Below are 20,816 nucleotides of genomic sequence, written 5' to 3' on the forward strand. Positions count from 1 at the left end.
AATGGCATTCAAGCGATCAGCATCACACTATGGGGCAAGCCCGTTCCCGGAAACGCCTTACCAGAAGGCGGGACAGGTCTGGGACGAGCGGATCGGGTCAGCACGTGTTCAGGCGAAAAACTGGCGGCTGATGGCCCTTGGCTGCCTTGGCCTCTGCTTCGCAACGTCCGGCGCGCTTGTCTGGCGGAGCCTGCAGTCCAGCGTCACACCCTATATTGTCGAAGTCGACGAGAAAGGTGCTGCCCGCGCGGTCGCACCAGCCACGGACCGCTACACGCCGACAGATGCTCAGATCGCGCATCACCTCGCAAATTTCATCTCTCATGTGCGCGGCCTCAGCGTGGACCCGGTGGTTGTGCGCGAGAATTGGCTCTCAGCCTATGACTTCGTCACCGCGGCGGCAGCGACCACACTCAATGAATATGCAAAGACAAATGATCCCTTCGCCGATATCGGCCGCAAGTCCCGCACCGTCGATGTCGTCAGTGTGGTGCGTGTCTCGGAAGACAGTTTCCAGGCCCGCTGGATCGAGAAGACCTATGAGAACGGCGCGCTTGTGAAAGCCGAGCGCTACACCGGCCTCTTCTCCCTCATCACCCAGCCCCCGAAAGATGCCGCGACGCTCCGCGCCAATCCCCTCGGTTTGTATGTCCACAGCCTCAATTGGGGTCAGGACCTTGTCACAGGAGACTCCCAATGATCCGCAATCTGCTCGCAAGCTCCGGGCTTGCCCTCATCGCCGCCTGCGCGACAACACCAACGGACCTCGAACCGATCGACCCAGAGGCGTTCCAGGCGGCCTCACCCATCGAGGAAGAGATCGATCATCCGATCCGGATCGTGGAGACCGCGATCCCACTTCCCCTCCCCGGCCAGATGAAAGCCGTTGCCTCATCCCCACCAGAACCTCAGGCCTCCCCGGAAGAAGCCATCAAGGAAGGCCGCGCACACGCCCTGATCGAACCCTCGGTCGATGGCTATGTGAATGCGATCCAGGTCTATCCCTATACGGAAGGGGCGCTCTACCGGCTCTATGCGAGCCCCGGCCAGGTCAGCGATATTGGCCTTCAACCGGGTGAAGCGCTCGTCTCGGTCTCCGCTGGCGACACCGTCCGCTGGGTTGTCGGCGACACCTCATCAGGCTCCGGCACGACCGCTCGCGCTCATGTGCTGATCAAGCCGATCAGCGCGGGTATCCGCACCAATCTGATGATCGCCACCGACCGGCGGACCTATCATCTCGAACTCGAAAGCACGGATGGCAGCTATATGGCGGCTCTCTCCTGGCGCTATCCGGCAGACGAGCTTGCCGGCCTCACGGCACGCAATGCACAGGCCATTGCGCGGGAGAGCGGTTCCATCGAACAGGGCCTGACGCTCGAAGGCCTGAACTTCGACTACCGCCTCTCCGGAGACACGCCTGACTGGAAGCCTGTCCGGGTGTTCGATGACGGCAGGCAGGTCTTCATCCAGATGCCTGCCTCGATCGCCACCACCGACATGCCCCCACTGTTCGTGCTCGGTGACACGGGCAACGCGGAACTCGTAAACTACCGCGTCCGTGGAAATTACTATGTCGTCGACCGCCTGTTCCGGGCCGCCGAACTCCGGCTCGGCCAGAAAGACCAGACCGTCGTGCGGATTTCCCGGGTCGAGCGCCGGACGGGCCTTGCGGCAATTTTCGGGGGCTGAGCCATGTCAGAACCCATTCCCTTTGACGAACATGCCGAGCGGCTGAAAATCCGCTCTGCGCCCCGGCCGGTTACGCGCATCAACCGGAAGGTCCTGATCGCCGGCGCGGGCCTTGGCGCGCTTGGCCTGTTCGCCGCCGCGAGCATCGCGCTCGCCCCTCCGAAGGCCATCGAACCTGGCGACCAGCGAGAGCTCTACAACACGACGAACACGCGAAAGCCGGAAGGATTCTCCACCCTGCCGGCCAGCTATGACGCCGTGCCAAAGCTCGGTCCACCCCTTTCCGGCGATCTCGGTGCGACCATCCTGTCAGCCGAACGCGATCTTGGCATCGAGCCGGAATATGCCGACCGGTTCGAGGACGACTTCCGGCCCAATCCGGCAGATGAAGCCGCGCGGGCCAGGCGCATGCGCGAAGCGGCGCTCGCCGAAGACGCTGCCCGCGCTCCTGTCTTCTTCAAGCTTCAGTCCGAATCCGCCGCCCTGCCCACAGGAAAGACCTCTTCCCGCGATCTCGCGGGCGATCTTCGATCCGAACTCCTTGCCCTTGCCGCGACGCCGGCAGCGACACCATCCGCCTTTACTCAACCAGCCGAAACCAATCTGCAGGATCGCAAGCTGGCCTTTGCGGGTAATGGCGGCGGATCCGATATCTACAATCCGCACCGGATCGAAGATCCACTCTCTCCCTATCAGGTCATGGCGGGCACGCTGCTCCCGGCCTCGCTTGTAACAGGCATCAACAGCGACCTGCCCGGTACCATCGTCGCGCAGGTTACCCAGCCCGTCTATGACACTGTCACCGGACAATACCTGCTGATCCCGCAGGGTGCCCGCCTGATCGGGCGCTACCAGTCTGAAGTCTCGTTCGGGCAGGACCGGGCGCTCGTCGTCTGGGACCGGATCATCTTCCCCGATGGAGCCTCAATACAAATCTCGGAGCCCGGAGCGGATGGCGAGGGATATGCCGGCCTTTCCGACCGGACAGATCATCACTGGGACCGCGTATTTGCCGCCGCAGGGCTTGCGACCATCCTCGGGATCGGCGCCGAACTCGGGCCTTCGAGTGAGGATGACGACATCGTCCGCGCAATTCGTCGTGGGACGACCGACACCGTGAACCAGTCCGGCCAGCGCGTAGTCGATCGCAGTCTCGGCATCCAGCCGACAATCCGCATCCGGCCCGGCTGGCCTGTGCGGGTGGTGGTCACGCGCGACATCATCCTCAGGTCTCAATGACCATGACGATGACGACGATGTCCCTCAAACTTGAACGACTCCCCGACCGCGCGCCCGTTCGCATGACCGTAGCGCTCGATCCGGATCTCACCGCAGCCCTCACTGACTATGCCGCGATCTATCAACAAACCTATGGCGAGGAGGAAAAGCCTGAAACGCTGATCCCCGCCATGCTCGACATGTTCCTGGCGTCTGACGCCGGGTTCAAGCGGGCCCGCAAGGCCCTTCACGCCAACGCCAGAAACGGAGACTGACCCATGGCACAAATCGGCGCATTCACCCTGAAGGATGGAAAATACACAGGCACCATCCGTACCATGACCATCAATGTCAAAGCCCAGCTTGTCCCGAACAAGACCAAGGCCAACGACGATGCTCCCGACTTCCGGCTCTATGCTGGAGGGGCCGAACTCGGTGCCGCATGGCGTCAGGACTCTAAAGATGGCGAATCACCCTATCTCGCCATCAAACTGGATGATCCGAGCTTCCCGGCACCAATCCGCGCCGCTTTCTTTGAGAACGAGAAAGACGGCACTGGCGTGATGGTCTGGAGCAGAACGAAGGCACGCTAGACAGGGAAATTTTGTTGCGCAGACACTTGCCGGTGCCCAAAGCGCGTTTGAGGGACTGCGTCCGTATGGGCGCCGATTTACCTCGGTCTGGTGATAGATCCCGCCTACTTCACGATGAGGTCGTTCAGCCGGCCCTTGATGATGGCTTCGGCGTCGGCGACGATGCGGTCGATCAGTTCCTTGACGGTCGGGATGTCGTGGATGAGGCCCTGGATCATGCCGGCCGACCAGATGCCCCTATCGGTGTCGCCATCGGCCATGGCCTTGCGACCGCGCACGCCAGCGACGAGATGCTGGACATCCTCGAACTTTGCACCGCCCTTGCGTTCGATGGCGACAACTTCGTCGGAAACGGCGTTCTTCATCACGCGGGCCGTGTTGTGCAGGGTACGGAAGATGAGGTTGGTGGCGCGCTCGTCATTCTCCACCATCTGACGCTTGAAGGCCTCATTGATCGGGGCCTCCTTCGTCACGCAGAAACGCGTGCCCATATTGATGCCGTCGGCACCGAGCGCCAGTGCGGCGGCAAGGCCGCGACCGTCACCGAAACCGCCCGACGCCAGCATCGGCACCTTGACCTTGTCGGCCGCCGCCGGGATCAGGATGAGGCCCGGAATATCGTCCTCCCCCGGATGGCCAGCGCACTCGAACCCATCGATGGAAATGGCGTCGGCGCCCATCCGCTCGGCTGACAGGGCGTGGCGCACGGCCGTACACTTGTGAATGATCTTGATGCCGTGCTGCTTGAAATGGTCGATATGTTCCTGCGGCTTGTAGCCGGCCGTCTCGACAATCTTGATGCCGCCCTGGATGATCGCGTCGCGGTACTCCGCATAGGGCGGCGGCTTGATCGCCGGCAGGATGGTGAGGTTCACGCCGAAGGGCTTGTCGGTCATTTCCTTCGTACGGGCGATTTCCTTCGCCAGGTCTTCCGGCGTCGGCTGGGTCAGCGCCGTGAGAAAGCCAAGGCCGCCGGCATTGGCGACCGGGGCCACCATTTCGGCATAGCCGACCCATTGCATGCCGCCCTGGGCGATCGGGTGCTCGACCCCGAACAGTTCGGTGAAGCGCGTCTTGAGTGCCATTCTTCAACTCTCCAAATATTCTGAATGCGGAAACAATACTTTGTCTGCCGTTTCGAACCGAAATCCGACGCAGAATTTGTCCGGCCAAGCGTGCTATTCCAGAACCTGATACTCGCCCGCTTCAAACCCTTCCCTGAGTTTGAACTTCTGAATTTTCCCGGAGCCAGTCAGGGGCCAGCCCTCTACGCGGATCCAGTAAGCAGGCGTCTTCTGCGGTGACAGGCGTTCGCGCACAAACGCCTTGAGGTCTGCAGCCCGAAGCGGCGTTTCAGACTTGCTTCGAATGAAGCAGGCAACCTGCTCTCCCCATTTCTCGTCCTCAATGCCAACGACGGCAACTTCTTCAATCGCATCATGCTCCAGCATGGCATTCTCTATTTCTGCAGGGAAAAGATTTTCGCCCCCGCGAATGATCATCTCCTTCACGCGGCCGGTGATCTTCAGATAACCACGGGAATCCATGCGGCCAAGGTCACCGGTATGGAGCCAACCGTCCTTATCGATCGTTGCAGATGTCGCCTCAGGATTGTCATTGTAGCCGAGCATAACGCTATAGGCCCGGGCGCAAATTTCGCCCTGCTCCCCTATCGGCAGGACTGCGTTCGTTTTCGGGTCCCGAATTGACATCTCGGTGAAGGGCGCCGGCTGGCCAATGGTTTCGGTTAGGTCTTCAAGACTATCTTCATACCACGCTTGAGTCATAACCGGAGACGTCTCGGTCTGACCGTACACGATCTGAATTGGCGCCCCGAGGACGTTTTGCGCATCGCGGCACAACTGAGGCGCGACCATGGCGCCTCCGGACATGATCCTTCGAATAGAGGACACGTCACGTCCAGACCGCCTTACCTCGTCGATTAATGCGACAAGCATGGTCGGAACACCCAGAACGAACTGGCAGCGCTCACGTTCAATGACACGGACAATCATTGCGGGATCGAAGACTGGCGCAAGGAGCATCGTTGCGCCCGTTGCCAGTCCGCCCAGAACAAGAATCGCACACCCGGTCGTATGAAACAAAGGCATGTGATGGACGAAGGAGTCCCCTCTTCTCAGTCCAGCCCGCACCATTGCCTCGATGCCATTCCGAACCAGACCATGGTGATGAAGCAACGCCCCCTTGGGAAATCCCGTCGTGCCCGACGTGTACTGGATTTGCACCGGGTCGGCTGGTCTCGGATTGCGAAGGCTTCCGACCGCCTCCCCGTCAAAAAGTGCAGGATGGTCTGTCAGAAGTATGCGATGCCGGATGGCCGCAATCTGGTCGCAGACTTCTTCTGCGATCTTCTTCATTGGATTGCCGCGATATTCCGCAACATAGTATATCGCTTCCGATCGGGACTGCTCCAGAACGTATTTAAGCTCTCTTTGCTGGTATGACGGGTTCACGGTCACCAGCGTTATGCCTGCCAGAGCGCAGGCAAACTCAAGCAATACCCATTCGGGTACATTATGCGCATAGACCGCTATGCGGGCGCCGACCTCATGCCGGCTAGCAAGAGCCCGGGCGAGACGCTCGCAATCCTTCAGCAGCTCCGCATATGTCCAGGTCCGGACGATATCCCCGTCATAGGAAAGTTCCTTGAGTGCCGGCTGCCCGGGACTCTGCTCTACAACGCTGCGCAGCATGTCACCGATCGTCATAGGAATGGGGTCCGGACCACCTTGGGCGGGAAAGTAGGATTGCGTGAGATTCACTCTGTACATTGCGGATTGCCCCTCCCAAACGATCACCTGATCGATCTGCCTCCGGACCAATTATGACGGCTCAGTCCGCTCTACTGCGCTCGCCAGATCTAGGGCGACATCCGTGATCATATCCTCCTGCCCGCCAACCATTCTTCTGCGGCCAAGTTCAACCAGAATGGCACGTGTATCGAGGCCATAGTCTTTGGCAGCCTTTTCCGAGTGCCGCAGGAAAGACGAGTAGACGCCAGCATATCCAAGCGAGAGCGTTTCCCGGTCGACGCGGACGGGCCGATCCTGAAGCGGGCGCACAAGGTCCTCAGCGGCATCCATAAGAGCAAAGAGATCGCAGCCGTGCTTCCAGCCCTTGCGGTCAGCTGCGGCAATAAAGACTTCGAGAGGTGCATTTCCTGCCCCTGCGCCCATTCCGGCAAGAGAGGCATCAACACGGCGCGCCCCATGCTGGGACGCTACGAGGGAGTTTGCGACCCCGAGCGAGAGATTGTGATGGGCGTGCACTCCACGCTCTGTCTCCGGCTTGAGCACACGATCATACGCTTCAAGCCGGGCAATGTATCCGTCCATATCGAGGGCACCGCCACTGTCGGTAACGTATACGCACTGAGCTCCATAGCTCTCCATGAGCCTCGCCTGCTGCGCCAGAGCATCAGGCTCGATCATGTGGCTCATCATGAGAAACCCGGACGTATCCATGCCGAGGCTTCGAGCTGTTTCGATATGCTGCTTTGATACATCTGCTTCTGTGCAATGGGTCGCAATCCGGACAGACCGTACCCCGAGCTTGTAGGCATGTTTAAGTTCTTCGATCGTACCGATTCCAGGCAACAGCAATGTGGTCAGTGTCGCATTGCGCACGACGTCGGCTACGGCTTCGATCCATTCCCAGTCCGTATGGGCTCCAAATCCATAGTTGAAGCTGGAGCCATTAAGGCCGTCACCATGGGCCACTTCAATTGCGTCAACCCCCGCCTGATCGAGCGCTCCCGCGATCTTCTGTACATGCGCCAAGCCGTACTGGTGGCGTATCGCGTGCATGCCATCGCGGAGCGTCACGTCCTGGATATACAGTTTGTCCCTATTCGGATCGAAGGTCATTTCGCGTGCTCCTTCATCTTCCGGCGCACTGCAATTTTCTCCGCGGTCGCAAGTCCGGCTGATGTCATGATGTCTAGGTTGCCTGCATATGCCGGCAGATAGTGCGCCGCACCTTCGACTTCGAGAAAGACGCTTGTCTTTATACCTTCAAATTCACCAAGCCCCGGGATTCGCACGGGATTGTTGGAACCGAACCGTTCGAACTGAATCTCCTGCTTCAATCGATAGCCCGGAACATAGGACCTGACCTTATCGACCATCGCGTTGACAGACGCCCTGATGGTCTCTTCATCCGCTCCACTGGATAGCGCAAAAACCGTATCCCGCATGATCATGGGAGGTTCTGCAGGGTTGAGAATAATGATCGCTTTCCCTTTCCCTGCGCGTCCTACTTTTTCGATTCCGGCCGACGTGGTCTCCGTGAACTCATCAATGTTCGCGCGAGTGCCTGGACCTGCAGACTTTGAAGAAATGGAGGCGACGATCTCCGCATAGTGTACTGTGGCCACGGAGGAAATAGCAGCCACAATCGGGATCGTCGCCTGCCCCCCGCAAGTGACCATATTGACGTTGGAGGCATCGAGATGCTCATCGCCATTCACCACGGGGATTACGTAAGGACCTATGGCAGCAGGCGTGAGGTCTACCATCACCTTGCCCGCGCCGGTCACAATTTCATTGTGCCGAAGGTGTGCTCCGGCTGACGTTGCATCAAAAACAATTCCAATCTCCGGCCAGACACCAAGCCTGGTCAGCCCATCGATGCCTTCATGCGTGGTCGCGACACCCATTCGTTTTGCCCGCGCCAAGCCGTCCGACTCCGGATCGATGCCAACCATGGCTGCCATTTCAAGCGTCTTGGATTTCCGAAGGACCTTTATCATGAGATCCGTCCCGATGTTTCCGGAACCAATGATCGCGACTTTCGTCTTTGTCATGACTCGCCTTCCCTATTTTGCGTCTACAGAAAACCGAACAGACCCGATGCTCTCGATTCTCGCCTCGAACACATCGCCTCGAGCGACAGGAGCCATAGGTCCCAATGCTCCTGTCAGGATCACATCTCCTTCTTTCAGGGGCGTTCCAAGCGATGCGCTCTTGCGGGCGAGCCAGAGCGCGGCATTGAGCGGACTGCCGAGGCATGCAACCCCCGCTCCGAAGGAGACCGGGCGTCCGTTGCAGCTCATCACCATTCCGGCATTGACGAGATCCACACCTTCAAGCTTTCGCATCGGCCCGCCCAGGACATAGAGGCCTGACGATGCATTGTCGGCAATCGTATCTGAAATCTTGATGTCCCAGTCCTTGATCCGGCTACCTACGATCTCAATTGCCGGAAGAACGCAGTCGACGCTTTTAACCAGCTCAGCATAGGTGACGTCGGGATTTTCAGTATCCCGGCCCATGACCAGAGCAATCTCCGCCTCGGCCCTTGGCTGTTGCATTCGTTCAAACGGTAGCTCATCGCCATCTCCGAATTCCATGTCGGCAAACAAGACGCCAAAATCCGGTTGATCGACACCAAGCTGGCGCTGAACAGCCAAAGAGGTCAGACCGATTTTTCGGCCGACGATGCGTCGGCCTTCTTCAACCCAGCGGGCGGTGTTGATGGCCTGCACCGCATAACCTGCCTCCGGCTCATTACCGATTGCGTCCCGAAGCGGTGAGATGAAATTGCCGGTGCGGTGCGCCTTTAGAAGCGCGTCGGCTGCTTTCTTGTAGGAATCCGAGGTCATGTCTGCTGCGTCCTGCCTGGCTGAACTTCTAGGCGACCTCGAACAGGCCTGCGGCACCCATACCGCCACCGACACACATGGTGCAGACGACGTACTTCGCCCCGCGCCGCTTGCCTTCAATCAAGGCATGGCCAACCATTCTTGCGCCGGACATGCCATAGGGATGGCCAATAGAGATTGCGCCGCCATTGACATTGAGCAGCTCGTCCGGAATGCCGAGACGATCACGGCAATAAAGGACCTGCACCGCGAAAGCCTCATTGAGTTCCCAAAGCCCAATGTCCCCGACTTTCAAGTCGTGCTGTCGGAGCAGCTTAGGGACAGCGTATACCGGGCCAATACCCATCTCGTCAGGTTCGCACCCTGCGACCGCGATACCACGATAGATGCCAAGCGGACGAAGGCCGCGCTTGGACGCCTCCCGGCTCTCCATCAGGACCGCGGCAGATGCACCGTCCGACAATTGCGAGGCATTGCCTGCCGTAATGCAGTGTCCTTCCTTCAACCGTTGTCCCCCTCGAAAGGCCAGCGGAAGCGATTGAAGCGCAGAAAGGGTCGTATCGGGACGATTGCCCTCGTCCTTCTGCAGCAAGGTGTCCTGGTTACTCACTTCCTGCGTCTTCCGGTCCGTCACTTTCATGACAGAAGGCATCGGCACAATCTCGTCCGCGAATTTGTCCGCCGCCTGCGCCGCCGCAGTCCGTTGCTGCGACTGCAGCGCATATTCGTCCTGCTTTTCCCGGTCGATGCCATAACGATCAGCGACGATCTCCGCTGTTTCGAGCATCGACATGTAGAGGGCCGGGTGGTGTTCAGCGAGCCATGGATCGGCCGTGCGGTAGCCATTGCGTTTGTCGTTCTGCACCAGGCTGATGGATTCGCCGCCGCCGCCGACAGTCGTCGTCATGCCATCAGCAATAATCTGCTTGGCCGCAATCGCAATTGCCATCATTCCTGACGAACATTGCCGGTCTACGCTCTGACCCGCGACAGTTACGGGAAGACCGGCACGCAGAGCGCTTTGCCGTGCAATGTTGAACCCTGAAGAGCCCTGCTGCAATGCACTGCCGTAGACCACATCGTCGACTTCTGCCGGGTCTATGCCAGCACGTTCGACGGCATGCCTGATCGCATGTCCTCCGAGGGACTGGGCCTGGGTATCATTGAAGGCGCCTTTGTATGCCCGTCCAATCGGTGTTCGCGCTGTCGAGACGATAACTGCTTCGCGCATGGCGATGTTCCCTTTTCAGATCTATTTCTGGATGAAGCTCTCAGCGGCTTCTGACTTGGCCCGAAGCAATGGTGCGACCTCCACCGAATTGGCTTCCAGAGATCGGACAATATTTGCGAGGCCTATGCTGTCGGCCCAGTACATCGGGCCACCTGTATAGGCAGGCCATCCAAAACCGTTGATCCAGACCACATCGATATCAGAAGCGCGCTGCGCGATGCCCTCTTGAAGGATTTTTGCCCCCTCATTGACCATCGGGTAAAGCAGTCGCTCGAATATTTCCTCGTCGCCAATCGAGCGCTGGTTCCTGCCAGACTTTGCCACGAGTTCCGCAATGATCGCTTCGGTCTCTTCAGACGGATGGCCCTTCCGGTTTTCGTCATAGTCATAGTAGCCGCTACCGGTCTTCTGACCGAGTCGTCCACGCTCACACAAAACCTCGCGGACGGTTGAACTTTTCGACGTCTTGGCATTCCAGCCAATATCTAGACCGGCCAGATCCGACATCTGAAAAGGGCCCATCGGAAATCCGAACCGGGTCAAAACGCGGTCAACATCCCAGGGTTTGGCGCCTTCCAGAATTAGAGCCTGCGCCTGCTGCGACCGTTGGCTCAACATGCGGTTGCCGATAAAGCCGTAGCACACGCCGGATATGGCAGCGACTTTGCCAATCATTCTGGCGAGACCCATGCATGTCTTCAAGACTGTCGCTGAAGTCTTTGCACCTCGCACGACCTCGAGGAGCTTCATGACATTGGCCGGTGAGAAGAAATGCAGTCCGATCACATATTCCGGCCGCGCTGTCGCTCCCGCCATTTCATCGATACTGAGGTACGAGGTGTTGGAGGCAAGAATTGCGCCCTGCTTGATGGTCGCATCCAGGCGAGCAAAGACCTCCAGCTTCAGATCCATGTTCTCGAACACCGCCTCGATGACCAGGTCGCAATCGGCCAGATCATCGAACTGTAAACTTGGCGTGAGCAGGTTCATGGCTCGCTCGACCTGCTCAGTCGTCAAACGTCCCTTGCTGGCGGTCGCCTCATAATTCTTCCGGATTGTCGCGACACCGCGATCGAGAGAAGCCTTTTCCCGTTCAATCAGTGTGACCGGAATTCCCGCCGTCAGAAAATTCATGGCGATGCCGCCACCCATAGTGCCGGCTCCCAGCACACCGACCTTTTCGATTGGAATCGTCGGTGTGTCATCCGGAATTCCCTCGATCCGAGAGGCTGTCCGCTCTGCAAAGAACACATGCCGAAGCGCCTTGGACTGAGGCCCGTTCATCAGTCGGATGAACTGTTCACGCTCCTTCCGGAGCCCTTCCGGGAACGGCAATTCGACCGCTGCACGCACGGCTTCCACACATGCCTGCGGCGCCTCAAGCCCACGCAGTTTGCGCGCATTGGATTTGAGGAACTGGTCATACGTGTTCGAATCTATGTCATCCCGCTGGGTACGGTGCGTCAGCTGACTGGTGACAGGATGCGACTTGTTGAGAGCTACCTCCCGCGCGAACGCCACAGCATCTGATTCGAGCGAATCTTCGCCAACAATCCGGTCCAATAGAACGATTTCGAGTGCCTTACGTGCGTCGACTGGCTCGCCGAGACCAATCATGGTCAAGGCTTCCGGCACCCCGATGAGACGAGGCAATCTCTGCGTACCGCCCGATCCGGGAAGCAGGCCCAACTTGACTTCGGGAAACCCGAGCTTCGCAGAAGGCACTGCGACCCTGTAATTGCATGACAGTGCGATCTCCAGGCCACCCCCCAAAGCGGTTCCGTGAATTGCAGCAATGACGGGTTTGTTGAGCGCCTCTATGACTGCGCACACATCATTCAGGTCTGGCGATTGGGCCGGCTTTCCAAATTCAGTTATGTCTGCACCCGCAAAAAAGGTGCGGCCACTACAGATCAGAACGATCGCTTCGATGTTCTTGTCTGAAGCCGCGCCGGAAATGGCCGCCTCCAATCCAGCTCTGACAGCCTGGCCAAGGGCATTGACTGGGGGATTGTCCGTCCGAACGATCAGGACACCTTCAGTCAGGTGCGTCGTCACAACACTCATTTTCTGATCTCACCATTCCTGCGGGCTGACGCGAGAATGCGTCGACCCAGTTCCTGTTTGATGGAATGCGCCGGCCGCCATTCCAGCCGCGTTTCATTGAGCAGCGCCCCAAACCGCAGACCATCGACATCAAAAAAGAGGCCGGCCTCATCTGCAATTCGTCCGATCTCTTCCATTTGCGCCCTTGCGAGCAGATTTCCGACAAGCCGATCGAGAGCGAAGGCATCGTCGCTGGCAGCAGCATCGCCCACAGTAAATCGCTCAATCAATGAGTCTGCCGTGGCCAGAACCAGGGCGTCTTCTCCCGCCAGGCTGAGCTTTGTCTGAAGCGCCTTGAGTGCGCGGCGCGCCTCAAACTCCGGCTGACTCGCCAGATACGTGCGAGACCGCTCGGTTACGCGCCAACCTTGTCCGAGCGCGCCGATCATGCACCAGGACGGAACCTCGACATTCTTCAGAATGATTTCATCGAAGTCCCCGCGCCCGGACCCAAGCGGAATGGGTAAGACCTCTACGCCCGGAGAATTGAGCGGAACTGCAAAGCAGGTAAGCCCCTGCTCCCGCTCCTCAACGCTACCTGTCCGTACCAGGAGCAATGCATGCGATGCCAATTTGCCATGGGCGCACCAAATCTTTTTGCCGGAAATAAGCCATGTATCGCCTTGCCTCCGGGCCTGGCTTCCCACATCTCGCAGATCTTCTCCGATGTCCGGTTCATGAAGAGCAATTGTCCACAGGTCACCTTCTGCGATCGCGGCGAGCGATTTGGCCTGCAGAGTTTCGCCGGCAAACTCGATCAAAGTTGGGGCGACGATATCTAATGTCGGCCATGTTGCAGCCGCGTCCGGCACCGCTTGTCGCTCTGCCGCGCGACACGCATAAACCTGTGCGGACGACATTTCGCGGCCTTTATGGGTCGCAGGCCAGGACAACCTCCCCCATCCTGCGCGATCCTTGTGCCCTTGCCAGCTGCGGATCGTGGCCGCACGATCTCCCCGCTGAAACTGAGCCTGCCCCATGAGCCAGTATCGGAACAGTTCTACGTCTTCGTTCGCTTCTGTGGAGTCGAACCGGTCTGCCTGTTGTTGGAGTGGCGTCATGGCATCCTCGCCAAGCGCAACCGCCATTCGACAGCCGATCCATAAATTCTGATGTAGTCGTTCTGGCGAAGCGCCAGAACATCCATAGGGTCTCCCGCAATCATAGCAACGCCGCCGTGCAGGCGCATGGAGCCAGCCGATACAATCTGCGAGGCTCGCAAAGCCATGAGCCGGGCAGCGATCGTCGCTCGATCGAATGTGTCACCAACAGATGATGCTGTCCCTATAGCTTTTCGGCACGCCATCACCGCTCCGAACAAGCAGACATACAGTTCACCAACGGATTCCCGGATGGCTTCCCGGTCGCTCAGAGGACGGCCGTCCAGGACCCGGTTGTTCAGATAAGCACATGCACGATCAAACATGCCTCGCGCTGCACCCAGTTGTTGCATGGAACCAATCAGGGCGCTGGTGTTGACAAGGTCGGCCCACATCCGGCTCTGGCTCGCTGCAGTGACAAGTCCCGATATTCCTTTTTCTGCCTGCAGAACCGCCACTCGGGGCCGCGTATCCTCACCGCAATTTACGATGTGCAGAGGGCGTTCCTGCCCTTCTGACTTGCTGAGGCCAAACAGAACATCTTCGGCTGTCTTTCCATATTCCCCGGCACAGATATCCGTTGCCATTTGCAGTGCATTGTAGGCGGAGGTCTCAAGCAGAGCGCCCGCTTCTTCCGCCTCCAGGGCACGTTGCAGAATATGCCGGGAACTGATCACTTCCGAACAAACTCCAGAACCTCTCGGTTGAAGAGTTCAGCCTCTTCCATCATGAACCAATGACCACATCGCGCGATCATCACCACCTTGCAGTCCTGAACTCCTGTTACGAGGTGCAATGCCCCCGACGGAGGACAGAATCGGTCTTCACCTCCCCAGAATCCCAGAACCGGCAGGCGCAACTCACCCAATCGAGGGGTCAGATTGGAACCACTCATATTCGTATAGATCGTGTCATTCTGCAGTTGGGCGAGATCAAAGCGCTCTTCAGCAAGACCAGCTGGCAGCTTGTTTGAATCCGCAAACATGAGCTTCAGAGTGCGCTGGAGGTTTTCCAGCTTCAGCCCCTCCGGATCCATCAAGACATGCCGCATGGCCTGGATACCCTCCATGGCCGCGAACACTTCCCGCTCTTCCAGCCATCCCGGCGCCATAAGGACCAGTTTGCTGACAAGATCGGGGCGCTCCAGCGCGCACTGAATGGCAACGGCGCCGCCAAGTGAATTTCCGACCAGCACAACGTCTGTAAGCTTGTCGGTCTCAATGAGTTTGAGAATAGTGGAGGCGAGATATTCCAGAGAGAAGGTTATATCAGTCGGCTTGCTTGAATGACCAAAACCAACAAGGTCAGGCATCAGGCACCGATAGCCCTGCGCTGCCAGAACTTTGGCGTTGCCTCTGAAATTGTTCCAACCGGACGCCCCCGGGCCGCTGCCATGAATGAAAATCAGTGGCCGGCCGGAGCCCATCTCGGCGACATTCATGTCAATCCCGCCGTCGAGATTGAGTTTTCGTCTCGTTACTTCAGTCATTCTGCTTGCCTCGTCTCAGGTCTGCGGCACAAGTTTGTGCCCCCATTCGCTGGTCGCATCGTAGGTCGCCGGTTGCCATGCAGACTCATCTTCGATGTGAACACCATGGCACCCGATCTCCATCCAGATCTGCGCAGGTGTTCTACAATAAAATGAGATCGATCGGTCATTCGTGTGCTGACCTAATGTCGTCGCAACACCGAACCGGCTGGCCGACAGGCGATCAAATGTCCGTCCGACATCACAGATATCCTTCATCTCCAGCATGAAATGCTGGAGCTTTCGCGCAGAGCCCATCTCGCCCTGCATGAGCGCCAGAGTATGGTGCCGCGGATTGAAGTGTAGGAAGGCGATCTTTGCCTTGGGACCCTCACCGTCCAAAACGATATGATCGCTCAATGTTGCTCCGAGCTTGGCGTAAAATTCGCAGTAGGCGTCAAGATCCTTGACCTTGAGAAGGGCGTGACCGAAGCCGGTCTCGTCCGCAGCGAAGCCAAATTTCAGGTTCGGCGTTGGAGGAACAGATGACTTCCGAAGACCGTGAACGAGTTCGACTGTCAGCCCTTCGGGGTCCTGGACACTCGACAAGGCCTTCACAGCGCGCGCCTTACACAGCTCCGGACTGCCTTCCGTCACCTCGAAGCCACTGGAGGTCATAGACTTGATTGCTCCGGCGTAGGCTTTGGCGTCATCAAATTCGAATCCAAGGCACGCAATGTCACTATGCTCAGCCTTGCGGATGAGAATCCTATGCGCGCAATCATCCACACGGACCTGTATTTCTCCGTCGGTCTTGCTCGCGTCCGCACCGACGGTACGCGCGAACTCCACCCAGTCGTCCAATTCTTCGGAATTGAGAACAATATAGGCCAGGTTCGTCATGCCTGAGCTCCTTTCAACGCCTTGCGCAAGCCGTTCAGCAATGCCGCTTTGGCATCCCGGCCCGCATCGGAAAGCTGGGTTTCGTCTTCGCCAAAGCTGAACGAATGCCCTTCCATCGGATAGCATCGGAAATCGACATCGACCCCGGCATCCGCGAGCCGGTTCGCATAGAACGCCATCTCGTCGCGCAAGATGTCGAATTCCGAAGCTACGATTAGGGTGGGAGGCGCTCCGCGAAGCGAGGGAGCGAGAACGGGGGATACACGCCAGTCCCAACGCTCCTGGGGCGCCGAAAGGTATCGCCTAATTATGTACTGATTGTCTGCTTCGGAAAGTTGATAGCCTTCGCCATTTTCCTCATGGGACTGATAATCCCCTCTGGCATCCAGAAATGCATCAAACAGCCATTGGAAGACAATTCGGGGGCGGCCAGCATCGCGCGCCATCAGGGCGACAACGGTTGCGTGGGTCGCTCCAGTACAGCCACCTCCAACTGCGATCCGGTCAGGATTGAACCCGTAAGCAGCGCCATTGTCTCCCATCCACTGCGCAACCGCCCAGCAGTCTTCGACACTTGCCGGAAACTTGTGCTCCGGCGGCAGGCGAAAGTCCGGGAAGACAACAACACAACCTGTCTTTTCGGCCATTGTTCCGCAAGCAGCGGAATATCCATCAAGACCGCCGCCCCCGATAAATCCTCCGCCGTGGAGATAGAGGCATGCGCCCCATTCGGGATTTGCACCGTTTGGCTTGAAGATCCTTGTTGGAATCGGTCCTGCTGGCCCCGGGACCGAGACATCTTCATAGGGTACGGGGCTCGGGGGGACCGAACTCGTGTAATCGTCCATCATGGACCGAAAGCCAACGACGCCCATTTCCTCGAATGGTTTGAACGCAACTCGCGCTTCGAGCTTTTCCCTGACGTGCGGAGCCAGGGCCGCCATGCGCCGCGCATGAAGCGCGCGCCAGTCATACGGATCGCTCATGACCCGCTCCCGGACCGTTCGCCAAGGATCTGCGCCAACACGGTCCCGGCTTCGTCGGCTGTCTCGCCCCGCCAGCATATACGCTGATCGTGGCGCACAAGCACCAGCGCCCGGTCATAGATAGGGCGAGCCTTGGGCTCGTGTCCGATATCGATGACTTTGAGCCCAACGCGCCGCTCTTTCGCAGCGTCAACAAAGGCGCTGACATCGACATCGGGATTCGTGCGCAGAAGGGTCAGATCCGGCCCGAGACGCTCATAAAGGTGCACGCCATCGGCAAATACGAAATAGGGTGCCCGGCATCCGGGAACGGTTGTCGGTGTGTATTGCCGAACCACAAAAGCCGGAGCCGCCTCGCCATCGTATACGACCGCCGGTGAAGATTCATATGCGATCCCGAAATTGAGGCCCTGCGGATCGAATTGTTGGCTATCGATCCTCAGGATATTTCTGCCGATGGTAGTTCTCGCCAGTTCGCCTTGTTTGTCGGTCCGGCGCACATCCTTCTGAAGACCACCGGCACTCGCGGCTGCACGTTGCTCGGCGACCATGCCATCGGCGGCATGGGAGACCAGTTCCCCGACGGGCTTGCGCTCTGCCTCATAGGCATCGAGCAGTTGTTCAGACGCTTGGCCCTTCAGAACGGCAGCCAGCATCCAGCTAAGACCAAAGGCATCTTCGACGCCCGAGTTCATTCCAAATCCAGCGAACGGCGGCCAGATATGGGCCGCATCGCCGGCCAGGAAAAAGCGGCCGGCACGGTATTTTTCGGCAACCGCGCGGTTCAGGCGCCACTTTTCTGCGGCAATCAGATCGAAATCGACATCTGCACCCAACAGAGTTCCCACGCCGGCACGCCAGTCGAACTCATCATAGTCCAGCCCCGGCGGAACATTGCAGTGGATCAGCCATGTCTCAATTCCATCGATTGCGACGAGGGTCCCACGCTGATTTTCCTGAATGAAGAAGTTCATCCAGACGCCACCCTTCGGGCCTGCCTTCAGAAGCTTCTTGGATCTGAAATATGCCGCCCAGATGCGCGTCTTAACGGCACTGATGCCAACAAGACTGACATCCATGGCACGCCGGACAAAGGAGCGACCACCGTCACAACCTGCAACATAAGGCGCCTTGACCTTGTGTGTGTCGCCACCCTCCTCCCAACTGACAACAACACCATCGGCTTGTTCGTCGGCCGCGACGACTGTCGAGCTGAATCTCAGCTCGATCATGTCATTCGCAAGGACATGTTTGCGAAGAACGCGTTCCAGGAAAATCTGGCTTGCGCGATGTGGCCGCTGCGCCGAGGGCCACTCGCCATCGAGCGCAAAACGATCGTCACTCCAGCGACGCGCCCTAGATGGCAGGGACAGTCTCGCAATCTCGTGACCATTGGCATAGCTCGTCGAGTAGACGACATCATTTGTGTAGTCCGCCGGAAGCCCCACTTCCCGCATATCATCGGCACACCCAAGTATGTCGAAGATTTCCATAGAGCGTGCACTGATCGTATTGCACTTCGGATGGGCCGGAGCATCGGCATCACGCTGCTCCAGAATTAGAGATGGCACTCCCCTTCGGGCAAGGTCCAGCGCCAGGGTCATACCGACGGGTCCCGCCCCGACAATGATTACACGGTCAGCCACGCGCAAATCTCCTTTTGAGCGCGCCCGCCGGGTACCCGGCGGGCGCGCCGTCAGCTTAGTTAAAGTTGCGCGTCACTCTCAGACCATAAGTCCGAGGCGGCTCCCAAAAGCCCATGTGCGGCGACCCGATCGCATCGGTCAGAACACTGACATGGCCAAGCACCAACTCATCGGTTAGATTCTTGCCCCAGAGGGTCAGTTCCCACGCCCCACTCGGCGAGGTATACGAAATGCTCGCGTCGACCTTCCCGACAGCATCCTGTGACCGCTGCTCACGGTTGAAGGCATCGAAGTAAACCTTGTCCCGCCAGCTGTAGTTGCCGTTGATGGAAACCTCTCCCTCATTGCCGAGCGGAATTACGTACTGCCCAGCTATAGCCGCTTGCCATTCCGGTGCATGCGGCAGGGTATTGCCAGCCAGATTCTGCTCGCCAAGCGCGGGCAACGCGGAATCGATCGTTGTAAACTCATTCAGCTTTGCATCAGTATAGGCAGCCATGACGTCTATCGTGAATGCTTCAGTGACGGAGAACCGTCCCTCAAATTCGATACCCTTGATCTCCGAACTTGCCGCGTTCGAAAAAACTGTCGCAAAGTCCTGAACTTTCACAAGCTGCATGTCTTCATAGTCGCTGTAGTAACCAACCAGTGACATCGTCGCACGCTTGTCGAAGAACTCGCCACGCAGGCCCGCTTCGTATGAAGTCACATATTCCGGATCAAACGAGGAAGGCTCCAGCGCCCCGGTGTTGAAACCGCCCGACTTGAAGCCACGGGCAATCCTGGCGAACAGGAAGCTGTCTTCCGTCAAACCAAACTCTGCGCCGACATCCCAGGTTGTTGCGGACCATGAATCGTCAAGCGCATTGGTGCCTGCAAACGGAATACCGATGAAGCTCAGGAACTCCGTCATCTCCTTCTTGTCCTGGCCATAGCGAAGGCCCGCGGACAGCGTCAGACGGTCGGTCGCCTCAAAGTCGAGGTGCCCATAGGCCGCGACCGCATCCGTGCGCACGCTGCCTCCATTCATCAGAACAATGTTCGGAACGAAGAACGGGATCTGGCGACCGAAGTCCCCATCCTCAAGGAAATAGTACGCCCCGAGAATCCAGCTCAGCTGGCCATCGCTGTCCGACAGAAGCCTGAACTCCTGGCTGAACTGATGGATGTCATTCTGAATGTTGAGCGTGGAGAAATCGACGTCCAGACCGTCACCCTCATCATTGGCATTGCCAAAGACATGGTCCCGGTAGGAGGAAATCGATTGAAGCTGAACGCCGTCGAGGTCCCATTTGGCCTGAGCAGACAGCGACCAGAAATCCATATCCTCTTTGGGATCGTACGTCGAAACAACATCCCGGGAGTTCAGCGTGGTCAGCCACTGGCCATTGTAGGGAGGCGCCTCAGCCGGGGTAACGGCCCCTTCGGGACCACCGAGGAATTTGCGTCCAGGACCCCTGCGCTGATTGCGATAGAACTCGCCCTGCAGCAGCAACTCGAATGTGTCGGAAGGATTGAACTGGATCTGCGCGCGAGCCTGGTAGTTGTCCTGATCGTCGAGATCCTTACGCCCCGGCATGACATTGTCCGTCATACCCTCATTGTATTCACGGCGCATGCTGAGACGCCCGGCGACACCATCCCCCATTGGTCCATTGACGATGGCAGACACATCGTAGGCCCCATAATTGCCAATGCCGGCCGAAAGCTCCGAAGAGAACGTGTCGGTGGGATGCTGATAGACGACATTGATGGCACCGCCAGTCGTATTGCGTCCGTAGAGCGTGCCCTGCGGGCCACGGAGCACCTCGACGCGCGCCACGTCAAAAAAAGCAGCGCGTTGAGGTTCGGCACGGCCGATGTACACACCATCTGCGTGAAATGCGATGCTGCCATCACCACCATAGTTGTAGGCTTCGTTTCCGATGCCCCGCAGCGTAATCTTCGGCGCGGTACTGAAGGTGGCCACGGAAAGGCCCGGCGTGACTTTTGCAAGATCAACAACGTCATTGATCTGACGGTCCTGCAGCTGGTCAGCGGTCAGCGCTGTAAGCGCCAGAGGCACCTCGATCGCCGACTGCTCCCGCATCTGAGCGGTCACCACAACCGGATCAAGTTTCCTTGTTCCCTCCCCCGCGTCTGCATCTTCGGCATGAGCCAAACCGAAGGGCGCAAACAAAGCCGCCGTACAAACGGCCGAGCTCAGCACTTTTTTCATTGATGCTTCCTCCCTGAAGCAAAGCCCAAACT

At 58.3% G+C, this 20,816-nt stretch carries 19 protein-coding genes; 5 read left to right on the plus strand and 14 right to left on the minus strand.

Features of this window, described 5'->3' with window-relative positions:
- Position 1 precedes the first annotated feature (1 nt).
- The 5 genes from trbF to R3C98_RS01665 are packed head-to-tail and all read left to right on the plus strand — an operon-like array spanning position 2 to position 3,503.
- Positions 2-700 carry a conjugal transfer protein TrbF gene (trbF, locus tag R3C98_RS01645; protein ID WP_371312379.1) on the plus strand — a complete coding sequence of 233 codons (699 nt, stop codon included), beginning with the start codon at positions 2-4 and terminating at the stop codon, positions 698-700.
- Positions 697-1,692 (plus strand): P-type conjugative transfer protein TrbG, encoded by a 996-nt coding sequence (trbG, locus tag R3C98_RS01650; RefSeq protein WP_371312381.1) that lies wholly within the window; start codon positions 697-699, stop codon positions 1,690-1,692. Before trbF ends, trbG begins: the two co-directional genes overlap by 4 nt.
- Positions 1,693-1,695: 3 nt before the next feature.
- Positions 1,696-2,931, plus strand: a complete 1,236-nt coding sequence (locus R3C98_RS01655; RefSeq protein ID WP_371312382.1) for a TrbI/VirB10 family protein — start codon at positions 1,696-1,698, stop codon at positions 2,929-2,931.
- Positions 2,928-3,185, plus strand: a complete 258-nt coding sequence (locus tag R3C98_RS01660; protein WP_371312383.1) for a DUF2274 domain-containing protein — start codon at positions 2,928-2,930, stop codon at positions 3,183-3,185. The genes R3C98_RS01655 and R3C98_RS01660 overlap by 4 nt, the downstream gene beginning before the upstream one ends.
- A 3-nt stretch (positions 3,186-3,188) precedes the next feature.
- Complete coding sequence (locus R3C98_RS01665) at positions 3,189-3,503, plus strand: DUF736 domain-containing protein (protein WP_371312384.1); 315 nt, start codon at positions 3,189-3,191, stop codon at positions 3,501-3,503.
- Between the two features lie 104 nt (positions 3,504-3,607).
- On the opposite strand, the gene R3C98_RS01670 is transcribed toward R3C98_RS01665, so the two are convergent.
- The 14 genes from R3C98_RS01670 to R3C98_RS01735 form a co-directional block, all read right to left on the minus strand.
- Entirely contained in the window at positions 3,608-4,588 is a 981-nt protein-coding gene (locus R3C98_RS01670) for an NAD(P)H-dependent flavin oxidoreductase (RefSeq protein WP_371312385.1), read from the minus strand.
- A gap of 93 nt (positions 4,589-4,681) precedes the next feature.
- On the minus strand, positions 4,682-6,232 hold the full coding sequence (locus R3C98_RS01675) for an AMP-binding protein (protein WP_371312386.1): 1,551 nt from the start codon (positions 6,230-6,232) through the stop codon (positions 4,682-4,684).
- Between the two features lie 114 nt (positions 6,233-6,346).
- On the minus strand, positions 6,347-7,390 hold the full coding sequence (dmpG, locus tag R3C98_RS01680) for a 4-hydroxy-2-oxovalerate aldolase (RefSeq protein ID WP_371312387.1): 1,044 nt from the start codon (positions 7,388-7,390) through the stop codon (positions 6,347-6,349).
- Positions 7,387-8,328 (minus strand): acetaldehyde dehydrogenase (acetylating), encoded by a 942-nt coding sequence (locus R3C98_RS01685; RefSeq protein ID WP_371312388.1) that lies wholly within the window; start codon positions 8,326-8,328, stop codon positions 7,387-7,389. The genes dmpG and R3C98_RS01685 overlap by 4 nt, the downstream gene beginning before the upstream one ends.
- A gap of 12 nt (positions 8,329-8,340) precedes the next feature.
- Entirely contained in the window at positions 8,341-9,126 is a 786-nt protein-coding gene (gene mhpD, locus R3C98_RS01690) for a 2-keto-4-pentenoate hydratase (protein ID WP_371312389.1), read from the minus strand.
- A gap of 28 nt (positions 9,127-9,154) precedes the next feature.
- On the minus strand, positions 9,155-10,357 hold the full coding sequence (locus R3C98_RS01695; RefSeq protein WP_371312390.1) for an acetyl-CoA C-acyltransferase: 1,203 nt from the start codon (positions 10,355-10,357) through the stop codon (positions 9,155-9,157).
- A gap of 21 nt (positions 10,358-10,378) precedes the next feature.
- Positions 10,379-12,424, minus strand: a complete 2,046-nt coding sequence (locus R3C98_RS01700; RefSeq protein WP_371312391.1) for a 3-hydroxyacyl-CoA dehydrogenase NAD-binding domain-containing protein — start codon at positions 12,422-12,424, stop codon at positions 10,379-10,381.
- On the minus strand, positions 12,421-13,323 hold the full coding sequence (locus R3C98_RS01705; protein WP_371312392.1) for an acyl-CoA dehydrogenase family protein: 903 nt from the start codon (positions 13,321-13,323) through the stop codon (positions 12,421-12,423). The genes R3C98_RS01700 and R3C98_RS01705 overlap by 4 nt, the downstream gene beginning before the upstream one ends.
- A gap of 197 nt (positions 13,324-13,520) precedes the next feature.
- A complete protein-coding gene (locus R3C98_RS01710; RefSeq protein ID WP_371312393.1) occupies positions 13,521-14,240 on the minus strand; it encodes an acyl-CoA dehydrogenase family protein in 720 nt (239 codons plus the stop codon).
- Positions 14,237-15,052, minus strand: a complete 816-nt coding sequence (locus R3C98_RS01715; protein WP_371312394.1) for an alpha/beta fold hydrolase — start codon at positions 15,050-15,052, stop codon at positions 14,237-14,239. Before R3C98_RS01715 ends, R3C98_RS01710 begins: the two co-directional genes overlap by 4 nt.
- A 15-nt stretch (positions 15,053-15,067) precedes the next feature.
- Positions 15,068-15,934, minus strand: a complete 867-nt coding sequence (locus R3C98_RS01720) for a VOC family protein (protein ID WP_371312395.1) — start codon at positions 15,932-15,934, stop codon at positions 15,068-15,070.
- On the minus strand, positions 15,931-16,920 hold the full coding sequence (locus tag R3C98_RS01725) for an alpha/beta hydrolase (protein ID WP_371312396.1): 990 nt from the start codon (positions 16,918-16,920) through the stop codon (positions 15,931-15,933). Before R3C98_RS01725 ends, R3C98_RS01720 begins: the two co-directional genes overlap by 4 nt.
- A complete protein-coding gene (locus tag R3C98_RS01730) occupies positions 16,917-18,566 on the minus strand; it encodes an FAD-dependent monooxygenase (protein WP_371312397.1) in 1,650 nt (549 codons plus the stop codon). Before R3C98_RS01730 ends, R3C98_RS01725 begins: the two co-directional genes overlap by 4 nt.
- Positions 18,567-18,621: 55 nt before the next feature.
- On the minus strand, positions 18,622-20,784 hold the full coding sequence (locus R3C98_RS01735) for a TonB-dependent receptor (protein ID WP_371312398.1): 2,163 nt from the start codon (positions 20,782-20,784) through the stop codon (positions 18,622-18,624).
- Between the last annotated feature and the right edge of the window lie 32 nt (positions 20,785-20,816).

This window comes from Hyphomonas sp., assembly GCF_041398465.1.
Lineage (GTDB): Bacteria > Pseudomonadota > Alphaproteobacteria > Caulobacterales > Hyphomonadaceae > Hyphomonas.

Coding starts and splice junctions, on each gene's coding strand:
- R3C98_RS01720 (WP_371312395.1), bottom strand. CDS start 15,934: ATGACGAACCTGGCCTATATTGTTCTCAATTCCGAAGAATTGGACGAC.
- R3C98_RS01675 (WP_371312386.1), bottom strand. CDS start 6,232: ATGACGATCGGTGACATGCTGCGCAGCGTTGTAGAGCAGAGTCCCGGG.
- trbF (WP_371312379.1), top strand. CDS start 2: ATGGCATTCAAGCGATCAGCATCACACTATGGGGCAAGCCCGTTCCCG.
- R3C98_RS01705 (WP_371312392.1), bottom strand. CDS start 13,323: ATGTCGTCCGCACAGGTTTATGCGTGTCGCGCGGCAGAGCGACAAGCG.
- R3C98_RS01695 (WP_371312390.1), bottom strand. CDS start 10,357: ATGCGCGAAGCAGTTATCGTCTCGACAGCGCGAACACCGATTGGACGG.
- R3C98_RS01665 (WP_371312384.1), top strand. CDS start 3,189: ATGGCACAAATCGGCGCATTCACCCTGAAGGATGGAAAATACACAGGC.
- mhpD (WP_371312389.1), bottom strand. CDS start 9,126: ATGACCTCGGATTCCTACAAGAAAGCAGCCGACGCGCTTCTAAAGGCG.
- dmpG (WP_371312387.1), bottom strand. CDS start 7,390: ATGACCTTCGATCCGAATAGGGACAAACTGTATATCCAGGACGTGACG.
- R3C98_RS01670 (WP_371312385.1), bottom strand. CDS start 4,588: ATGGCACTCAAGACGCGCTTCACCGAACTGTTCGGGGTCGAGCACCCG.
- R3C98_RS01725 (WP_371312396.1), bottom strand. CDS start 16,920: ATGAGCGATCCGTATGACTGGCGCGCGCTTCATGCGCGGCGCATGGCG.
- R3C98_RS01715 (WP_371312394.1), bottom strand. CDS start 15,052: ATGACTGAAGTAACGAGACGAAAACTCAATCTCGACGGCGGGATTGAC.
- R3C98_RS01655 (WP_371312382.1), top strand. CDS start 1,696: ATGTCAGAACCCATTCCCTTTGACGAACATGCCGAGCGGCTGAAAATC.
- R3C98_RS01685 (WP_371312388.1), bottom strand. CDS start 8,328: ATGACAAAGACGAAAGTCGCGATCATTGGTTCCGGAAACATCGGGACG.
- R3C98_RS01700 (WP_371312391.1), bottom strand. CDS start 12,424: ATGAGTGTTGTGACGACGCACCTGACTGAAGGTGTCCTGATCGTTCGG.
- R3C98_RS01660 (WP_371312383.1), top strand. CDS start 2,928: ATGACCATGACGATGACGACGATGTCCCTCAAACTTGAACGACTCCCC.
- R3C98_RS01735 (WP_371312398.1), bottom strand. CDS start 20,784: ATGAAAAAAGTGCTGAGCTCGGCCGTTTGTACGGCGGCTTTGTTTGCG.
- trbG (WP_371312381.1), top strand. CDS start 697: ATGATCCGCAATCTGCTCGCAAGCTCCGGGCTTGCCCTCATCGCCGCC.